This is a genomic window from Iningainema tapete BLCC-T55 (assembly GCF_014698965.1).
Lineage (GTDB): Bacteria > Cyanobacteriota > Cyanobacteriia > Cyanobacteriales > Nostocaceae > Iningainema > Iningainema tapete.
On the sequence record NZ_JACXAE010000013.1, the window covers coordinates 246,407 to 264,967 of the forward strand.

General features: G+C 43.0%; 16 protein-coding genes and 1 rRNA gene. 7 read left to right on the forward strand and 10 right to left on the reverse strand.

Going from position 1 to position 18,561, the window contains the following annotated elements; all coding sequences use genetic code 11:
• The first annotated feature begins 18 nt into the window (after positions 1-18).
• Positions 19-1,857, forward strand: coding sequence for a hypothetical protein (locus ICL16_RS03830; RefSeq protein WP_190825560.1), 1,839 nt, complete (start codon positions 19-21; stop codon positions 1,855-1,857).
• Between the two features lie 104 nt (positions 1,858-1,961).
• On the opposite strand, the gene ICL16_RS03835 is transcribed toward ICL16_RS03830, so the two are convergent.
• Entirely contained in the window at positions 1,962-3,158 is a 1,197-nt protein-coding gene (locus ICL16_RS03835; RefSeq protein ID WP_190825561.1) for an NAD(P)/FAD-dependent oxidoreductase, read from the reverse strand.
• A gap of 97 nt (positions 3,159-3,255) precedes the next feature.
• Between ICL16_RS03835 and glnT the strand changes: the two genes are divergently transcribed.
• From glnT to ICL16_RS03860, 5 genes are all read left to right on the forward strand, one after another.
• Positions 3,256-4,584 (forward strand): type III glutamate--ammonia ligase, encoded by a 1,329-nt coding sequence (gene glnT, locus ICL16_RS03840; RefSeq protein WP_190825562.1) that lies wholly within the window; start codon positions 3,256-3,258, stop codon positions 4,582-4,584.
• 139 nt (positions 4,585-4,723) lie between these two features.
• Positions 4,724-5,482, forward strand: coding sequence for a class II glutamine amidotransferase domain-containing protein (locus ICL16_RS03845; protein ID WP_190825563.1), 759 nt, complete (start codon positions 4,724-4,726; stop codon positions 5,480-5,482).
• 144 nt (positions 5,483-5,626) lie between these two features.
• Complete coding sequence (locus ICL16_RS03850; RefSeq protein WP_190825564.1) at positions 5,627-6,340, forward strand: GltB/FmdC/FwdC-like GXGXG domain-containing protein; 714 nt, start codon at positions 5,627-5,629, stop codon at positions 6,338-6,340.
• A complete protein-coding gene (locus ICL16_RS03855) occupies positions 6,322-7,635 on the forward strand; it encodes an FMN-binding glutamate synthase family protein (RefSeq protein WP_190825565.1) in 1,314 nt (437 codons plus the stop codon). The genes ICL16_RS03850 and ICL16_RS03855 overlap by 19 nt, the downstream gene beginning before the upstream one ends.
• 39 nt (positions 7,636-7,674) lie before the next feature.
• A complete protein-coding gene (locus tag ICL16_RS03860) occupies positions 7,675-8,448 on the forward strand; it encodes a carbonic anhydrase (protein ID WP_190825566.1) in 774 nt (257 codons plus the stop codon).
• Positions 8,449-8,573: 125 nt separating this feature from the next.
• Here the strand turns inward: ICL16_RS03860 and ICL16_RS03865 are convergent, their stop codons facing one another.
• The 9 genes from ICL16_RS03865 to nadC all read right to left on the reverse strand — a co-directional run bounded on the left by ICL16_RS03865 (position 8,574) and on the right by nadC (position 18,167).
• Positions 8,574-9,020 (reverse strand): hypothetical protein, encoded by a 447-nt coding sequence (locus tag ICL16_RS03865; protein ID WP_190825567.1) that lies wholly within the window; start codon positions 9,018-9,020, stop codon positions 8,574-8,576.
• A gap of 43 nt (positions 9,021-9,063) precedes the next feature.
• Positions 9,064-9,453 carry a hypothetical protein gene (locus tag ICL16_RS03870; RefSeq protein ID WP_190825568.1) on the reverse strand — a complete coding sequence of 130 codons (390 nt, stop codon included), beginning with the start codon at positions 9,451-9,453 and terminating at the stop codon, positions 9,064-9,066.
• Between the two features lie 168 nt (positions 9,454-9,621).
• A complete protein-coding gene (locus ICL16_RS03875; RefSeq protein ID WP_190825569.1) occupies positions 9,622-10,065 on the reverse strand; it encodes a TA system VapC family ribonuclease toxin in 444 nt (147 codons plus the stop codon).
• Positions 10,062-10,289, reverse strand: coding sequence for a ribbon-helix-helix domain-containing protein (locus ICL16_RS03880; RefSeq protein ID WP_190825570.1), 228 nt, complete (start codon positions 10,287-10,289; stop codon positions 10,062-10,064). The genes ICL16_RS03875 and ICL16_RS03880 overlap by 4 nt, the downstream gene beginning before the upstream one ends.
• Positions 10,290-10,442: 153 nt before the next feature.
• On the reverse strand, positions 10,443-11,921 hold the full coding sequence (locus ICL16_RS03885) for a CoA-acylating methylmalonate-semialdehyde dehydrogenase (RefSeq protein WP_190825571.1): 1,479 nt from the start codon (positions 11,919-11,921) through the stop codon (positions 10,443-10,445).
• A 100-nt stretch (positions 11,922-12,021) separates the two neighbouring features.
• Complete coding sequence (locus ICL16_RS03890; RefSeq protein WP_190825572.1) at positions 12,022-12,294, reverse strand: hypothetical protein; 273 nt, start codon at positions 12,292-12,294, stop codon at positions 12,022-12,024.
• 290 nt (positions 12,295-12,584) lie between these two features.
• Positions 12,585-14,669 carry a hybrid sensor histidine kinase/response regulator gene (locus ICL16_RS03895; protein ID WP_238360588.1) on the reverse strand — a complete coding sequence of 695 codons (2,085 nt, stop codon included), beginning with the start codon at positions 14,667-14,669 and terminating at the stop codon, positions 12,585-12,587.
• A 763-nt stretch (positions 14,670-15,432) separates the two neighbouring features.
• Positions 15,433-17,190, reverse strand: a complete 1,758-nt coding sequence (argS, locus tag ICL16_RS03900; protein ID WP_190825574.1) for an arginine--tRNA ligase — start codon at positions 17,188-17,190, stop codon at positions 15,433-15,435.
• Between the two features lie 110 nt (positions 17,191-17,300).
• Positions 17,301-18,167, reverse strand: a complete 867-nt coding sequence (gene nadC, locus ICL16_RS03905) for a carboxylating nicotinate-nucleotide diphosphorylase (RefSeq protein ID WP_190825575.1) — start codon at positions 18,165-18,167, stop codon at positions 17,301-17,303.
• Between the two features lie 325 nt (positions 18,168-18,492).
• Here nadC and ICL16_RS03910 point away from each other — a divergent pair.
• A 16S ribosomal RNA gene (locus ICL16_RS03910) occupies positions 18,493-18,561 on the forward strand; the annotation flags it as partial.

Here is an 18,561-nt window from a genome sequence, read left to right on the forward strand (position 1 = left end):
AAATCGAAGGTGTGCTCTATGAAATATGCCACGAACAGCAATCGATGGGAAATCACGGAGTCTATCTCAGTGGCTGGTTCAATTGCGGGAACAATTGCTGCAGTTTTTTCCCAGCAACTGATTTATGTGGCTGCTCCCATGAGTCTAGCCTTCTCGCTCAACTTAATTAACCGTCGCCGATTAGAACAAAAGCTGCAAGAGGATATGAGCGCGGCTTTAATTAACGGTAGTGTCACCAACCAACAAATGTTAGGGGAAATGCAAGCAGTACGTGCCGATGTTCAAGCGTTGTCTGCTGCTAGTAAACCTGTTAATTTAAGTGGCATTAAGTCAGACATTTCTCTGGTAGACAAAAAAATAGAAGAACTGAAAACTGTAATAAGCGACACCAAGCCAACCGCTACAAAGCAGGAAATCGAACAGATAGATCTGGTTCTTCAACAACTACAATCTAAGCTTTCTTCATTAACAGATAATTTTAATCACCGTCCGGAACCGAGGCAAATCGAAGAATTAAAGCTGAGGACAGCCAATCTGCAACAGCAACTTTCAACAGTTCCTCCTGCCTTCGATCCAAGTTATCTCGAACAACAAATTCAGCTTAACAAAAGTTCGCTCTCATCACTTAGCAAGGAATTTTTAAGCCGCCCGGAATTAGAGCAAATCAAAGAATTGCACTCAATTACAACAAATATTCAATCTTTTTATGCTAATGATTTAGAACAGAGATTTCAGCAATTGCATATCCAGATTAAGGAACAGGCTCTTCAATTGAATCAGCGTCCCAATATACAGCAGCTTGAAGAGTTAAAGCAGGTAGTGGCAAATATCCAGCCCTTCGATGCCAGCCATTTAGAGCAACAGATTCAGCAAGTGCAAAACTCTATTTCTGCGTTAAAGCAGGTGGTGGCGAATATCCAGCCCTTCGATGCCAGCCATTTAGAGCAACAGATTCAGCAAGTGCAAAATTCTGTTTTTGCGTTAAAGCAGGTGGTGGCAAATATCCAGCCCTTCGATGCCAGCCATTTAGAGCAACAGATTCAGCAAGTGCAAAATTCTGTTTTTGCGTTAAACGAGCAGTTTAATCAACGTCCTGAATTAGAACAGATTCAAAAATTACAGCTTCTTACCGCTGATGTGCAACAGCAATTATATGCACGTCCCCAATACATCCAACAGCTAGAGCAAGAAATTCAACAGACTCAAGCACAACTGCAATCGCTAAAACTGCTTGATGGCAATCGAATTGAATCATTGTCAGACAGCGTTACTCTACTGCAACAGCGGGTGTTAGAACAAGAGCAGGCGATTGCGCAGAGCGCAGTGCCGTTCGCGCAGCGTCTCCGTCAGGAGAAGGCGAACGCTAAACTCGAGCTGAAAACACAACTAAAATTAATGCCTTCGAGTGAAAGACAATTGCAAACAGAAAAAGAAAAACGATTTAGTGTTGAAGCGCTGATAGCTCTTGCAAGATCGAAAGGTATTGGCTCTGAATTTGAACAAATCCTGCAAGCGGGCAAGGAAAACGGTTTCACCCTTCATCCGTGGCCTACTAACTTGACGTTCAGTCCATCGCGTCAGTTGGTAAGAGCGAATAATCTCAATCGGACTCAATCGCTGTTGATTTTGTCAGCGTTGCCCACAACTGACGGTAAAGTTCGTTTGTGGTTGGATAAAGATGCGATCGCTAATTTTTATCCCATCAGCCAACACATCGTAACTTCATTGCTGGGCGCAAACGGCTGGCGCGAAATGGAGCCTAAGCAGATATCGGAGTTTATCGCTAGTCTCAATCAGTTGTTTGAACACATCCACTCAAAAGAGATTGTTAACAAAACTTACGCCTTGACAAAATAACAAAACTGTGATTGTTAATGGTTAATTGCAATTAACCATTAACTATTAACAACCTCAAAGATATTATAACAACTACCGGACATGATATTACCTATTAACAACAACTAACGTAATCCCCTTGCTTGAGAATAACTATAGGGAGACTTAACTAAATCATTTTCCTGAAAACGACTAAATCGAAACAGCTTTAACAAATCAACCAATTCATTAGTTTCTCCTAAAATCAAGCTACTCATCAAATCACCAATTATGGGGCTAAGTTTGTAACCGTGTCCGCTAAACCCGACAGCACAATATAATCCTGGCAATAATTGGTCAATAATAGGTTGATAGTCTGGTGTAACTCCCCAAATTCCCGAATAAGTTTCTACAAGTTTACCTTGTTTTAAACTAGGGCAGCGATTGATTAATTTTTGATGTAATTCTTCACAAATATTTGGAAAAATTTGCCCATTAAAGTCATCCGCATCTGCCAAAGAAAACTTTGAATGATACTTGGGATTAGAGTTACCAATGCGAGTATAGGGCTGCTCTAAATCAGAGCGAAAATAGCATAAATTCACTAAGTCTGAAATCACTGGATGAGGTTGAGAAAATTCCTTGGGACGCTCCTGCACAACCACATGTTCGACAACTGCCATAACAGGAAAATCTAAACCCAAGTGTTGTGTAAACTTTCTTGCCCACGGTCCTACACAGTCTACCACAGTGCGGGTCATAATTTCACCTGTGGGTGTTTTGACTGCTTTTACCTTACCTTCATCTAATTTAACTTCCAACACTGGAGTTTGAGTACGCACCTCTACACCCAAATCAATAGCCCTGTTGGCGAAGGCAATTGTTGTTTTCGGGGGGCTACCGTAACCAGAATCTGGTTCGTAAGCCACCGCAGCAATATCATTAATATTTAATAAGGGAACTTGAGCTTTTACTGTCCCCTGTTCAACTAACTCTACATTAATATTAAGTTGTTGGTGCATCAAAACAATGCTTTTTAGAGTTTGAACATCTGCTTCCCCAACTAAAACAAAATATCCACAATTATTAAAGCCGGAATCATAACCACCAAATCTTTCTCTAAAATTATGAAATAACTTCAGCGATGACTGAGCAAGTTTAGTTAAAACAGGGTGAGTATAATGGGTACGAATAATCCCAATTCCTTTTCCTGATGCTCCATTCGCTAAGTCTTTTTGTTCAAGTAAAATAACTTTGCCTGCTTTTTTTTCTGCTAGGTGTAAAGCAAGAGAAGCCCCTATACACCCGCCACCAATTACTACAATATCTGCTATTTCAGTCATGAGTCATTCAAATTGGAATTATATGTTTAAAAAAATCCCGACTGCTATATGATAAAAAACTAACTAACTACAGCGCAGCACTTTGGGAGAAATTGCAATGGTTGGAACTGTGCCTGAACAGACTAAATCCCTGGTAGAGGTGGCAAAAGAGTTAAAGCTGGAGTTCTTCCTAGTATCCTTCACAGATATTTTGGGAGCGACTCGTGCCAAATTAGTTCCGGCAGCGAAAATTGCTACAGTAGCATCTGATGGTGCTTTCTTTGCTCCTTTCGCTTGTAATTTAGGTTTAGGACCAGATGCTCACGATATTGCTGCTATTCCTGACGCGAATTCTTTAATTGTTCTACCTTGGCAGAAAAATGTCGCTTGGTTAGCTAGTGATGTTTACCTAGATGGAGAATTGTTTGCAGCGTCTCCTCGTGTAATTTTTAAGAAAGTTCTTGAGCAGTGCGCTGATCTGGGCTATGGTTATAAAACTGGTGTAGAAGCTGAGTTTTTTTTGCTCAAGAAGGGTGTCCAGGGTTATGAGATTGCTGATGCAATGGATACAGCCGCCCGACCTTGCTACGACCAGTTGAACTTAATGCGGCAGTTTGATTTGATTTCGACGATTGTTCGCTACATGGAAGAGTTGGGCTGGGAACCTTACCAGTGCGATCACGAAGACGCTAACGGTCAATTTGAACTCAACTGGACTTACAGTAATGCGCTTACAACTGCCGATCGCCATGTGTTCTTTAAGTATATGGTGAAAACTTTAGCAGAGCAACGCGGTTTGACTGCCACTTTTATGCCCAAGCCCTTTAGCCACCTAACTGGGAATGGTGGACACATCCACATGAGCCTGTGGAATGATGGTAGCAATGCTTTTTTGGATCGGACGGATGAGATGGGATTAAGTGCTATAGCTTACGAATTTATGGGCGGTGTTCTCGCTCATGCCCGTGGGTTGTCGGCACTGTGTAGTCCTACGGTAACATCTTATAAACGTTTAGGAGCCAGCAACACTAATTCTGGAAGTACTTGGAGTCCTCGCTACCTGTCTTACGGGGGTAATAACCGCACTCACATGATTCGCATTCCGGAGGGGGGACGTTTTGAATGTCGTCTGGTGGATGGTTCTGCTAACCTCTATCTTGCTCAAGCAGGGATTTTGGCATCTGGGTTGGAAGGAATGGCGAAGCATCTCAACCCTGGTAAGCGAATTGATGAAAATATGTTTGTTCGGGGTGAAGAGTTTTCGGATTTGAAAAAACTGCCGACTAGTTTATTAGAAGCGCTGCAGTGTTTGGAACAGGATGCTTTGTTGATGGGGGCTTTGGGTTTGGAGGGAGCAAAGACGTTTCTGGAGTTTAAGTATCAGGAATGGGATAGCTATAATTCTACTGTGACTCCTTGGGAGATTGAGCAGTATGTTAATTGTTAGATGTTAATGGTTTACTGCTTGCTATCTGAAGAATATCTATTTAATGAACCGCAAAGACGCGTTCGCCGTTAGGCGTCTCGTTCGCGCAGCGTCTCCGACAGGAGAAGAGAAGTACGCGAAGTAAACAGAGGAGGGGAAGATGTGCGGTGTTGCTGGGATTGTTTATCGAGTACCAGAGTTATATGGTAATCTTGGTCGGGATTTACTTTCGCTGATTCAGCCTCTTTGTAGCCGTGGTCCTGATTCTTGTGGTGTGGCTTTATATGGGAATTATAATGAGGCAGGGATAGTGGGGCAAGTGGAGGTTTATAAGGAAGTTGGAGGTGTGGAAAGTTTAACTCGAAAGTATGAGTTGTTGGGTTTTTCTGGTACTCATGGAATTGGTCATACTCGGATGGCTACTGAGTCGGTGGTGGATACAAACCATTCTCATCCTTTTACTGCTAGTGGGGATTTATCGATTGTCCATAATGGTCAATTATCTAATTATTATAGGTTGCGCTATCAATTAGAACGGATGGGGGCGGTGTTTGTAACTAATAATGATAGTGAAGCGATCGCTCACTATATTTACTATCAATTATTTCAAGGTAAATCTTTAGAAGCAGCTTTGAAGCAGCTACTAAATGATGTTGATGGTACTTATACTTTTTTAGTCGCGACTCCTGACAAAGTTGCTTTAGTGCGAGATCGATTTGCGGCAAAGCCGGCGGTGGTTTACGAATCATCTAATACGATCGCAATTGCTTCAGAGTACCGAGCGTTATTGAACTTAAATAATTTTGACCCCACTGCTACCATTCGTGAGCCAGATGCGGGAGAAATTAATATTTGGTCTGTTGTACAGATAACCAATGTAGAGACGCGAAATTTCGCGTCTCTACAAGATGCGTTGTAAATAACAAAGCATAAATAAATAGAAGTTTGTAGTAAGCGCTTAAGCGCTTAAAACCTTTGCCTTGAGCGCTCTCACGGTACTACGAACATAAGCGTGTATTTTATGTTTAATTTCACCTACTTACTTAAAGATGATAATTAACATATGCAACAGCAGATTGATAATTATACGCATTTAGATTGTGCCGAATTAACAACTCGTCAAATTAATCAACAGCTAAAAGCCCTAGCTGTTAATGGCATTGAGGAAATAGATGTTTTCAACCCCGCAGGACGGCACAATTTGGCTGTGGGATTGGAGCATTCAATCAAAATTCGCTTTCATGGTTCTGTCGGATACTACTGTGGTGGTTTAGGAGATGGAATTTACATTGAAGTTGAAGGTTCCTGCGGTTGGTCTGTGGGTGAAAATTTAATGTCTGGAGAGATTGTAGTGCGTGGCAATGCTTCTGCAAATGCGGCGGCATCGGCACACGGTGGTAAGATATGTATTCTGGGCAATGCTGGTTCTCGTGCTGGAATTGCTCTTAAGGGAGCAACTTTGATTGTGACGGGAAACGTTGGTCATAGTAGCGCTTTTATGATGCAGCAAGGGCGCTTGATTATTTGCGGTGATACTGGAGCGAATTTGGGTGACTCAATGTATGATGGAGCAATTTTTGTCGGTGGCAAAATTGGCTCTTTGGGAGCAGATGCAAGGCATGAGATGATGACCGATGAAGATTGGCAATTTCTCAGCACTGAGTTAAAGCCGTGGGGCATTGCTGCTGTTGATTATGACTTTAAAAAGATTGTTTGCGCTCAAGAGCTTTATCACTTTAAAGCCAAGGATTTTGCCAAATGGAAAGACGCATATTAAGCAATAGTAGCACTTTTACTCCTGAAGTCATTCATGCGATTCAGGAACGGGCAGAATTGGGACGTTATGCAATTCGGGGCTTTGGTGCATTTCGTCATGTTCCCAGGTTTGACGACTTAGTTTTTTTAACTGCTTCCCTAACTCGCCTTCCCTTAGAGGGCTACCGGGAAAAGTGCGATACCAAAACTGTACTGGGGAAGCGCTACGCTAAACGTCCAATGGAGTTGGAGATTCCGATTACGATCGCTGGTATGAGTTTTGGCGCACTCTCACGCAACGCTAAAGTAGCTTTGGGACAAGCTGCTACGAGTATGGGTACATCCACCACAACTGGAGATGGTGGTATGCTGCCAGAAGAACGAGAAGCTTCAAAAATGTTGGTGTATCAATGTTTGCCTTCTCGTTACGGATTTAATCCCAAAGATTTGAAAAAAGCAGATGCTATTGAAATAGTCGTTGGTCAAGGAGCAAAACCTGGTGGCGGTGGTTTATTATTGGGTCAGAAAGTTAACTCTACAGTAGCAGGAATGCGGACATTGCCGGAGGGAGTGGATCAGCGATCGCCCTGCCGTCACCCGGACTGGATCGGTCCGGACGACTTGCGGATTAAAATTGAGGAATTGCGGGAAGCCACCGATTGGGAAATCCCCATCTACGTCAAAATGGGCGCAACCCGTGTTAAAGATGATGTGAAACTTGCCGTCAAAGCGGGTGCTGATGTAATTGTGTTAGATGGCATGGAAGGTGGTACTGCCGCAACTCAGAGCATTTTTCAAGAAAATGTCGGTATACCCACCCTCCCGGCGCTTGTACAGGCAGTAGAGGCTTTAAAAGAAAGCGGGGTGTATGGCGAAGTACAGCTAATTATTTCCGGTGGGATTCGCTCTGGGGCGGATGTTGCCAAAGCCCTGGCATTGGGAGCGGATGCAGTGAGTATTGGTACAGCTAGTTTAATTGCAATGGGTTGCAATAAGCCGATTTACATAGAAGACTACCACAAGTTAGGTACAGAACCGTATCATTGTCACCACTGCCATACAGGGTTGTGTCCGGTGGGAATTACTACCCAAGATGAAGATTTGATGGCACGCTTACCTGTAGAACAAGCCACCATCTCGGTTGCTAATTATTTGCAAGCAATGGTGATGGAAACCCAAGCTTTAGCCCGCGCTTGCGGTAAGTCAAACGTCCACAATTTGGAACGAGAAGACTTGGTGGCATTAACCCTGGAAGCTTCGGCTATGGCAAAGTTACCCTTGGCGGGAACCGATTTTATCATGGGTGAAAATCAGTAAATTCGGTAATAAATAATTTGTGAGGTAGGGCAAACGGAAATGGATAGACGAACCTTACTTAAACTCTTTGGATTTGGGGCGCTGGAAATTTCGTTCGGTGTCAGTTTCCCATCATTGGCGTCTGCTGTTGGACAAAAAGTTCATTGGGGCTATATCGGAGAAAGCGGCTCCCAAAATTGGGGGAACTTGTCTGCCGAATTTCAACTTTGTAAAACGGGACTCCAGCAATCGCCAATTGATTTGCAAGGAGCGATCGCAGCCCAACTCTCCGCGATAGAATTTGATTATCAGGATAGTCCTCTACGCATCGTCAATAATGGTCATACTATCCAAGTGAACTATGAATCGGGAAGCTCAATTAAACTGGACGGTGAAACTTTTAACTTGGTGCAATTTCACTTTCACGATCCCAGCGAACACACTATTAATAAAAAACCATTTGACATGGAACTGCATCTAGTACACCGTAGCGAGGCTGGTGCGCTAGCGGTGATTGGAGTGTTATTGAAGCAGGGACAACACAATGCTGCCCTACAACCAATCTGGGACGCATTCCCAAATCGCAATGAGCCGGAGCAAGTAGTGAAGACAGTGAAGGTAAATGCAGGGCAATTTTTACCAAAAAACCAAAAGTTTTACCGCTACTTTGGCTCTTTGACGACACCACCTTGCTCTCAAGGAGTGAACTGGATTGTGATGCAACAGCCCATTGAAATCTCACAAGATCAGATCCAAAAATTTGCTAACTTAATATCTATTGATGCCAGACCTGTGCAACCGCGAAACAATCGCTTTGTGTTGCGTTCAAGTTGAAGAGTTTCCCCCGATTTTTAATCGTAACTATCTGCTACAAATAAAGTAGGAGCACTACTGAGATTGTGCTCCTACCTATTAAGAGGGTATCAGTTGAAATTTTTCTCAGCAAGACAGAGCAAAAACTAGAATTTTACTCCCAATTGACCGTTGAGTCCGCGAACGGTGTTATAACCAACACCAGCAAATACTTTCTTGCTAGTGCTGACATGCACCCCTCCTGAAAGTGCAAGACCTTTATTTTGAGAATACAGTCCCAGCCCTACATAAGGTGTAATGTCAGGGAAACTGATAATTTTCCGAATCAATCCACCTGTAATGCTACCAGATGAAAAAATTGGCAATTTGATAAATTCCAGAACATCTATACCCTGAGCTTTATCAGGACCTACTCCATACTCTACGCCAAGAGTCGAAGCCTTAGCGCCTACAGAGTAAGTCATCTCGCCTTCTTTACTACCAACAGAAACCCAAGGTTGGGGTAATTTTTGCGCATTAGCCTGAAGTGGAGCAAATAGAGTTAATAAGCTTACTGACGCAATCAGTGATTTTGCAGTAACTGCTGTTTTCACGTTCTTCTCCTACACCAACGACATTTTCTTCGTTCAATTAAGGTTAGAATTTTACTCCTAGTTGTCCGTTGACTCCGCGTACAGAGTTATAACCTACACCCACGAAAACATTTCTAGTAGCAGCAGCCTGAACTCCTCCTGAAACTGCAACACCCTTATCTTCTGAATAATATCCAAGTCCCACATAAGGTGAAATTATGGGCAAGTTGATAAATTTGAGAACATCTACACCTTTAGAACTATCAGGACCAAATCCAAACTCAACGCCGAAACCTAAAGCTTTTGCCCCTACAGAATAAGTAACATCACCTTCATTACTACCGACTGATACCCAAGGTTGGGGTACTATTTGCGCACTAGCCCGAAGTGGAGCAAATAGAGTTAATAAGCTTACTGAGGCAACCAGTGTTTTTACAATAACTGCTGTTTTCACGTTCTCCTCCGTTAAGAGCCACATTGTAGGTGTGACAAAAAGTGACGGAGTTATCCTCACTTAAGTGCCAGTATAAGGCTAATAAATCAGGTAAATATGTACACTTTATTAAGTGGCACACTCTCAGCACAAACCATGAACTATAGTGTTCAAAATTGACGTGTCCGATCAAGTTACAACCTTAGGAGCAATTAGCTCCAATGCTTCAGCACCTCCCTGAACAGCGGAGGTGGAAATCCGCTGATCGAAGGTAGCTAACTTACCTCCCTTATAAATAGCAAGACCTAACAGAAAAACATCAGTGATCTGGGAATGAGGAATGAGCGCACCGGGTTGAAGCAACTCACGAATGCTCACATCTTCGCTCCAAAAATAATGACCTGCTGTTGCACAGAATTGACGCAGGATGACCAGCACAGCCGGGACATCTCCTGGACGATTCGGGTAGTTGGGATGGCTGGCAATACGGACAAAACCATTTTCTGTAATTGGACAAGTAGCCCACGCAGACTGTCCCTTGGCGACAAACCACCGATGAGCAGCTTCGTGATGAATATGCATCGGATCGCTCAAGGCAAGCAACACATTCACATCCAAAAGAAAGGTAGTCATAACGCTTCGTCTCGTAGTTGGTTGACGAGTTCGAGTGTGACGACACCAGCCCCAGACTGAATTGGAAAGAGGGGCACACCATTGCGTACTGTCCCGAGGTTTTGTCGAGATAGAGCAAGTCGTGCTAAATCCGAAAGCACTTTGCCAATCGAAACACCCCGATGTCGGGCAATTTCCTTCACTGCAAGGAGTACATCTTCTTCGAGATCGAGTGTTGTACGCATATCTTGCTCCGTTCAATCACCGTTAACGTGGCTATCCGCTAAAATGATGCTAGCGCATCAAATATATGATGTCAAAACATCAAATTGGGATTACCGAGTTGCCTTGTGTGGGTTTGGTTTCAGTTGCGTGTGACTAAGAGTGCCTGCAAAAATTCAAAATTGACGTGTCCATTCGCTGGGCCAGCGTTCAACCACTACTTTAGTTTGGGTAAAAAACTCTACCGCGTGATTACTTTGACCGTGTAAATCACCAAAAAAGCTTTCTTTCCAACCGCTAAAGGGGAAAAATGCCATTGGTGCGGCGACACCAATATTAATGCCGATATTACCTGCCTCGGCTTCATAGCGGAATTTACGGGCAGCCGCGCCACTACTAGTGAACAAACAAGCCATGTTACCGTATTGACCACTGTTCACCAGGGCGATCGCCTGCTCAATAGTATCCAGGTGTATCAAACTCAACACTGGACCAAAAATTTCCGTGCGGGCTATTTCTCCAGATGGATTGACGTTTTGCAGAATTGTTGGTCGGATAAAACTACCTCTTTCATACCCGGAAATTTTCGGGTTGCGTCCGTCTACTAATACCGTTGCACCTTCATCTGCGCCTTTTTGAATCAAGTCCTCAATTCGTGCTTTACTTTGAGTAGAAATGACTGGTCCCATTTCTACATTTTGGTCTAAACCATTACCTACTACTCGCTTGGAGGCAGTTTGTGCGATCGCTTCTGTAAAACTGTGACGCGCTTCCCCTACAGTTAGTGCTACCGAAGCCGCCAGACAACGTTGCCCTGCACAACCAAAGGCACTATCAGCAGCAATGCGTGTCGTCATCTCCAAATTGGCATCTGGCAAAACAATCAGTGGATTTTTCGCACCGCCTTGGCATTGCACGCGCTTGCCATTTGCCGCTGCCCTACTATATATATATCTAGCTACAGGAGTTGAGCCAACAAAGCTAATCGCCCGGATGTTTGGATGATCTAAAATGGCATCTACAGCTTCTTTTGCACCATTGACTAAATTGACAACGCCTTTGGGTAATCCAGTTTTTTCAAACAACTGGAAGATTTTTTGCATTGTCAGTGGCACTTTTTCCGAAGGTTTAACAATGTAGGTATTACCACAGGCAATGGCATAGGGCAAAAACCAGAAGGGAATCATTCCTGGAAAGTTGAATGGGGCAATTACCGCTGCAACTCCCAACGGTTGCCGAATCATCATTTCATCAATGCCCTTAGCAATGTCTTCCAAGTTTGTCCCTTGCATCATCATCGGAATACCGCAAGCTACTTCCACGTTTTCAACAGCGCGGCGCATCTCTCCCTTTGACTCAGCCAACGTCTTACCACATTCCAACGTTATAGTGCGAGCTAAATCCTCAAAATGTTCTTCTAGCAAATTCTTGAGTTTAAATAAATACTGCACTCTTTCTGTAGGTGGAGTGCGTCGCCAACTCACAAAAGCCTCTGCTGCTGCTTGTGCTGCTTGATTTACCTCAGTTGCTGGTGATAAGGGTACCCTAGCCAGTACCTCTGTTGTCGCGGGGTTAATCACCTCAAGGTATTCTGTAGCGCTAGATGCACACCATTGACCGTTAATATAGTTGGGTAAGGTAGGAGTTGGGTTCATGAGGGCGATGATGTAAATGCGGGAATAAGACTATCTTACTCGTTAAGAATTTGTTGTTAATCCTTTGCGCTTCCTCATAGTACATGTGTACTTAATTACACTAATTTTCTTGCTCTCGCTCTAACAGCCGATCAACTTTATTCTCAATTGCTGTGAGTTTCCTAAGAATGGTGGGGCTATCGCTATCCAAAGAAGCTAGCAGATTGTTTACTCCCTGTTGTATGTTAGTCAATCGTTCCACTACATTTTCCAGACGTATCATTCCTTCTCGCAGTTGCTGCCTTTCCAGACGATCTTCAACCATTGCATCTAAAATGGCTTGATCTGTTCTAGCATTACTTTCTACAAGTTGTTTCAGTTCTTGATCAGTCATTGCAATTATGTTTTGTAGTATTTCTTATTGTTTATTATAAACAATAATTTGACAATCTTAATAGTTTTATGATTTCCGACTTACTCAATAGTTTATTTTAGGTTTGCATGTGCTATTAATCCCATCAAATTGATTAAATTCACATTTACTTCTAACTTTTAACTAACAATTTACTAACACTTGCTGCCAAAAGTGGTAAGTAAAATTCAAATTTATTAGCTTTGTTAATAAAAGATATAACCTAAACATTGCTACTAGTTTTTAGCATACACATTATTTATTTTGTTGTGTCAATTCAGTACCGAAGATAAAGTTTTCAGTAATTCCGGTGCTGTGTAGGGCTTCGATAAAAATGCTTTGACACCAACACCAGCAGCTTGAGCTATTCTATCGTTTGATGCCAGTCCACTTGTGGCAATAATTTTGATCTGCGGGTTGATTTTTTGTAATGTGCGGATGGTGGTTTGACCATCCATTTCCGGCATCATCATATCCATCAATACCAAACTAATTTTAGCTTTATGCTGGGCGTACAGCGCGATCGCCTCAATACCATCACTAGCTGTAAGCACCTGATAGTTATTAATTAAAAGCGATATTTTGGTAATTTCCCGAATAGAAAGTTCGTCATCCACAACAAGAATTAATTCTCCGTGTCCTTTTGGCAGTTCCAAGTCTTCTGCTTGCTGCTGTTGGCTGCCTTCCACCGCTTTTAAGTACACCTTGAATTGGGTACCTCGTCCAACCTCGCTGTACACATTCACGAAACCGCCATGATTTTTGATGATACCCATAACTGTTGAAAGACCAAGCCCTGTGCCTTTGCCAACTTCTTTGGTCGTGAAAAATGGCTCAAAGATTCTTTCTAATATTTTGGGTGGAATGCCAGTTCCCGTATCTGAAATAGTTAGCGCAATGTAAGGACCTACTTTGGCATCAAGATTCATTTGGGCGTAGTGTTCATCAATAAACAGATTTTCAGCACAAATACTTAAAGTTCCACCAATTGGCATTGCATCACGAGCGTTAACTACTAAGTTCATTAGTACCTGATGCAGTTGAGTAGCGTCTGCACAGACAGTCCAAAGATTTGGCGATACATCTGTGTAAATTTTGATAGATTTGGGAAATGTCTGCTTGGCAATTTGCTCGATTTCTAAAAGTAAGTGCTTAACTTGAAGAATAGTGCGTTTACCTTCAATTCCTCGCGCAAACGACAGCACCTGCTTGACTAAAGACGCTCCTCGTTTCGTGCTAGCTTCTATTTCCGCAAGCAATCGCTGACTCGGTAAATCGGGGATTGTTTCCTGCAACAGTTGAGCTACCATCAGAATTGGTCCGAGTACATTATTCAAGTCATGGGCAATGCCGCTGGCGAGGGTGCCGATGCTTTCCAGCCGCTGGGTACGCAGAAACTGGGCTTCGAGTTGTTTCTTCTCAGTGATGTCAGTGTTAACGACGAGAATTGATTTGGGTTGCCCCTGCTTGTCACGCATAAGTGTCCACCGACTTGAGACAACAATTTCCTTGTCGGATTTCGTGACTTGATGTAACTCACCTTGCCATGAGCCAGTTTCAACCACAACTTCCCAAACTTTTTGTATCTCTGGCGATGTCTCTTTGTACAGAAGTTGATTGGCATTCCGATCAAGAGCTTCAATAGCCTTCCAGCCATATAAATGCTCGGCACCTTTATTCCAAAATACGATTTGGTTGTCTAAAGCTTGCACGTTAATAGCATCGGTGGTAACATCAAGCAGAGCGGACTGTTCTCGGATTTTCTCTTGCGATCGCTTGCGTTCATTAAGTTCGGTTTGAACTTGCTCAAAAAGTGTAGATTGCTGAATTGCGATCTCCACCTGTGTTGCCAATTTTTTGAGCAAATCGATTTCCAACTGCTGCCACTGTCGGGGGGACGAACAGTGGTTAGCCACTAGCAGTCCCCACAATTCCCCTTGTACAATGGGTATCACCAAGTTGGCTCTGATCTGAAGCCGAGCTAGTAAATCGACGTGACATTTTGAGAAACCAGCTGTGTAGATATCCTCCACAGCTTGGAGTACATATTTTTTGTATAAATTGCGACTAGATTTTTTTTTAAAGAAAGAGTCTTTGATTTTTGTTCCTAAAATAGGCAACCATTCAGGAGCTACAGATTCTACTGCCACAAAACCGCTCCAATCTGGTTCAAAACGGTAAATGAATACCCGCTCTGTTTGAAGAAACTGCCGGACTTCAGACACTGTAGTGCAAAGAATCTCTTCAAGGTTAAGAGACTGGCGGATACGCTGGGACATCTCCACCACCAGTCGCTCTCGCTCAGCTTGCTGTCGCAGTGCTTCCTGCTGACGTTGGCGCTCTGCTAGCTCAGCCAGTTGTTCTGCCCGACTCTGGCATTCACGCTTAACCCTATCTCTGTAGTTACAGAAGAAGTCAGCCAAACCAGGCTCTTCCTCAAGTAAAGCACCAAGATGGTCCTGTACTCGCCGATCTGCTTCATACGCCACTTCCGGGTGAGCTTCCATCCACACATGACAAGTTTTGACGTAAGCAACAAATGCGACCAGGTGCTGGTAATTTACTGGTCCCAGAATCCGGCGTAGTTCCTGACGATAGTACTCGGAAGAATCTGTTAAGCTAATAAAGATTGAACAGTAAAGCAGACTCTCTTCAAGTTTCGAGTTTGACTCTGCCCAAACCGTGAAAAAATCAGACTCCGCAGCCAGCAACTTGAGGTGTTCTTCAACGTATGTTGCTGCTGGCAGAGGTGCTTCAAGCATCTCTAATACTTCTGTTGCACTCATTCCTAGTGGACGCAAGGTACAACTATGGCAGATCATGCAGTAAGGAACAGCACAGAAGCGCGAGAGGTACGCGGAAAGTTTTTCCTTGAATAGAGTTGGCAGCGGATTATTCACGTAGGCACTTAGTGTCTGTTGCCAAAGATTTTCCAATACCTGTGGAGTTTGTTCTGCAGGTTCAAAAAAAGGTGGGACAAAACCAAATTTGGCCTCAATTTCTGCCTTAATTTGCTCGCTGGTTCGCTCTAATTTGGTAGCAGGTGCAAGTTGTAGTTGTTGATCAAATTGTGTCATTTAGTTATCAAGACGCAAAGGACGCGAAGAAATAAATTTGTTTCTACATCCTCTCAATTACCTGAATTCCTAGTAAGGAGAGTCCTAGTTTGAGAGTTCTAGCTGTTAAGTCGCATAGTGCTAGCCGAGATGTTCGCACTGGTTCCTCAGATTTGAGAACAGGGCAATTCTCGTAAAACTTATTAAATTTATCGCTTAGTTGATACAAGTAGTCGCACAAACGATTGGGTAGCAAGTTTTGTTCAACATCACTAATAACTTCGTCTAGCTGTAACAAATGCTTTGCCAAAGTTAATTCTGTTTCTTCTCGTAGCAGAATATTGGCATTTGCTCCCAATTTGTCAAAGTCTATGTTACCTTCACGACTAATTCCTTGAGTTCTGACGTAAGCATAAAGCATGTAGGGTGCTGTATTGCCTTTAAGCGATAGCATCTTGTCGTAGCTAAAGATGTAGTTGCTGGTGCGGTTTTGGCTTAAGTCAGCGTACTTAACTGCACTAATTCCAACTACTTGGGCAGCATGTTCCTTAAATTCTTCTGTTTCAGAGCGCCCTTCTTGTTGTAATCTGGTTTCTAAATCAGCACGGGTGCGAGAAACTGCTTCATCTAATAAATCCCGCAACCGCACTGTTTCTCCGGAACGAGTTTTGAATTTTTTACCGTCTTCCCCTAGTACCAAGCCAAAGGGGACATGGACGAGTTCTACATCATCGGGAATCCACCCTGCTTTGCGTGCTACTTGAATTACTTGGGCAAAGTGATTTGCTTGTCCAGCATCTGTAACATAAATTATCCGCTTTGCTTCATCTTGTTGAATCCGGTAGCGGATTGCTGCTAAATCGGTTGTAGCATAGTTGTAACCGCCATCGGATTTCTGCACAATTAGAGGTTGCGGTTCACCTTCTCTGTTGGTAAACCCTTCTAAGAAAACACACTTTGCTCCTGCGTCTTCTACCAGTAAACCAGTTTTTTCTAAATCTTCCACAACTTGTGGTAGTAAGGGGTTGTAGAAAGATTCGCCTCGTTCTATCAACTTAACGTCTAGCAAGTTGTAAATTACTTGGAATTCTTGCCTTGATTGTTCACAAAGGAGTTTCCAAGCATGAAGTGTATCTTCTGCACCTGCTTGTAATCTTACTACTTCTTGCCGCGCTGTTTCTTGGAAAGTTTCATCTTCGTCAAACCGCTGTTTTGCTTTGCGGTAAAAGGATACTAAGTCACCAATATCTAAAGCGTTAGCGGTGGTGAGGGCTTCTGGGTAAACTTCTCGTAGGTAAGTAATTAACATCCCAAATTGTGTACCCCAGTCACCAACGTGATTTAGTCGCAGTACGTCATGACCCAGAAATTCTAAAATCCGGGCGATACTATCTCCTATAATGGTGGAGCGCAAGTGTCCAACGTGCATTTCTTTCGCAATGTTGGGGCTGGAGAAATCGACAATCTCGCGCTTTGGTATTTTAGCTGTTGCGACTCCTAGTCTGGGATCTTCTTGAATTGTCTTGAGTAGTGCTTCTAGGTATGCTGTTTTCAGTTTGAGATTGATAAATCCAGCACCTGCTACTTCTGGTGGTTCGCAAATATCACTTAAATCTAGTTTTTCAACGATTTGTTGTGCGATCGCTTTTGGTTGCTGTTTTAATTGTTTGCTTAGTGATAAAGCAACGTTTGACTGATAATCACCAAATTTAGGATTGCTAGCAGGGACTAAAATTGGGTCTATTGCGGTATACTTATCCCCAAAAGCCTCGCCTAAAGCCTTTTTAAATTTTATTCTTAGTTCTTCTTGTGTAGCTTTCATAACTATTTATCTATTTAGTAATATTTAAAATTACAGTATCTTTGTTAGTTTAGCCCTTGACTTAAAGTATTAAAAGTGTAACTAAAATTCAGGGCAAAGTTACTAATGTTTTACCCACTGATTCTCATACTCAAATCTAACCAAGTAGACTGAGTAATCGGCGCACTACTGGAAATATAGTCCACACCAGTTTCTGCTACAGCCCGAATTGTTTCCAAGGTAATGTTGCCTGAAGCTTCGATTTTGACGTGGTGATCATAGTGACGGATTATTTGCACAGCTTCGCGCATTAAGTCTAGGGGCATATTGTCCAACATAATAATGTCAGCTTTGTGCTGTAGTGCTTCTTGCACTTGCTCTAAACTTTCTGTCTCTACTTCTATTGTTAAGGGATATGGAATTTGGGCACGAATGCGGGCGATCGCTTTGCCGATTCCCCCTGCTGCTGCAATATGATTATCCTTAATCATTACTGCATCGTCTAGTCCCATGCGGTGATTGATCGCTCCTCCTACTTGGGTGGCGTACTTTTCTAAAAGTCTCAGCCCTGGTGTTGTTTTACGGGTATCAACTAATTTAGCGGATACGTCACTAATTTGCTCCACATATTTCCGCGTCAGTGTAGCGATGCCACTTAGGCGCATAACTATATTAAGAGCAACTCTTTCTCCCATGAGCAGCGTGTCTAGTGAACCATGAATTTCTGCGACTACCTCTTGCCGCTGACACCATGCACCTTCCGGCACCCTCGGCACAAAGCTGACTTTTTCATTTAAAAGCTCAAATACTCTAGCCGCGACTGCTAAACCCGCAATTACGCCGTTTGCTTTGGCTACCCACAAGGCTAGTCCATCTGTTGCATTGTGGTTTAGTAGGGTTTGCGTTGTGCGATCGCCTCTACCCAAATCTTCCAACAACCAACCTCGCAACATCGGATCTAAGACTAGCTTTGGCGGCAAAACTCCAAAATTGCTCACAACTTTATTGTCATATCTCAACTTCTAGAAACACTCTAGCCCAAAACCCTTGTTTTGTCAGGCTTTTAGAAATATCTCAAAAAATTTTTCAAAAAAGTGGAAAAAAGGGTTGACACTCTTGTGCGAACTCGCTACTATAAAAAAGTGCCTGATGAGCGAGCGCAAAACACAGCGCCAAACAAAAGGACGCCGAACCATGACAAAATTATAGTTTGAAAGTTACTAGTAAGTAAAGTAGCTAGCGTAAAAAAAATTAAACCGTTGCTGAGGTAATCAGCAAAAGAAATGTAGATCTGTTCCTCCGGAACGTGTTTACACCAGAATCAAAACGGAGAGTTTGATCCTGGCTCAGGATGAACGCTGGCGGTATGCTTAACACATGCAAGTCGAACGG

What these genes read in the sequence shown, in the direction of transcription:
- ICL16_RS03880 (WP_190825570.1), bottom strand. Translation starts at nt 10,289, where the DNA reads ATGCGTACAACACTCGATCTCGAAGAAGATGTACTCCTTGCAGTGAAG.
- ICL16_RS03845 (WP_190825563.1), top strand. Translation starts at nt 4,724, where the DNA reads ATGTGCGGTGTTGCTGGGATTGTTTATCGAGTACCAGAGTTATATGGT.
- ICL16_RS03875 (WP_190825569.1), bottom strand. Translation starts at nt 10,065, where the DNA reads ATGACTACCTTTCTTTTGGATGTGAATGTGTTGCTTGCCTTGAGCGAT.
- ICL16_RS03835 (WP_190825561.1), bottom strand. Translation starts at nt 3,158, where the DNA reads ATGACTGAAATAGCAGATATTGTAGTAATTGGTGGCGGGTGTATAGGG.
- glnT (WP_190825562.1), top strand. Translation starts at nt 3,256, where the DNA reads ATGGTTGGAACTGTGCCTGAACAGACTAAATCCCTGGTAGAGGTGGCA.
- ICL16_RS03855 (WP_190825565.1), top strand. Translation starts at nt 6,322, where the DNA reads ATGGAAAGACGCATATTAAGCAATAGTAGCACTTTTACTCCTGAAGTC.
- ICL16_RS03830 (WP_190825560.1), top strand. Translation starts at nt 19, where the DNA reads ATGAAATATGCCACGAACAGCAATCGATGGGAAATCACGGAGTCTATC.
- ICL16_RS03850 (WP_190825564.1), top strand. Translation starts at nt 5,627, where the DNA reads ATGCAACAGCAGATTGATAATTATACGCATTTAGATTGTGCCGAATTA.
- ICL16_RS03885 (WP_190825571.1), bottom strand. Translation starts at nt 11,921, where the DNA reads ATGAACCCAACTCCTACCTTACCCAACTATATTAACGGTCAATGGTGT.
- ICL16_RS03860 (WP_190825566.1), top strand. Translation starts at nt 7,675, where the DNA reads ATGGATAGACGAACCTTACTTAAACTCTTTGGATTTGGGGCGCTGGAA.
- argS (WP_190825574.1), bottom strand. Translation starts at nt 17,190, where the DNA reads ATGAAAGCTACACAAGAAGAACTAAGAATAAAATTTAAAAAGGCTTTA.
- ICL16_RS03890 (WP_190825572.1), bottom strand. Translation starts at nt 12,294, where the DNA reads ATGACTGATCAAGAACTGAAACAACTTGTAGAAAGTAATGCTAGAACA.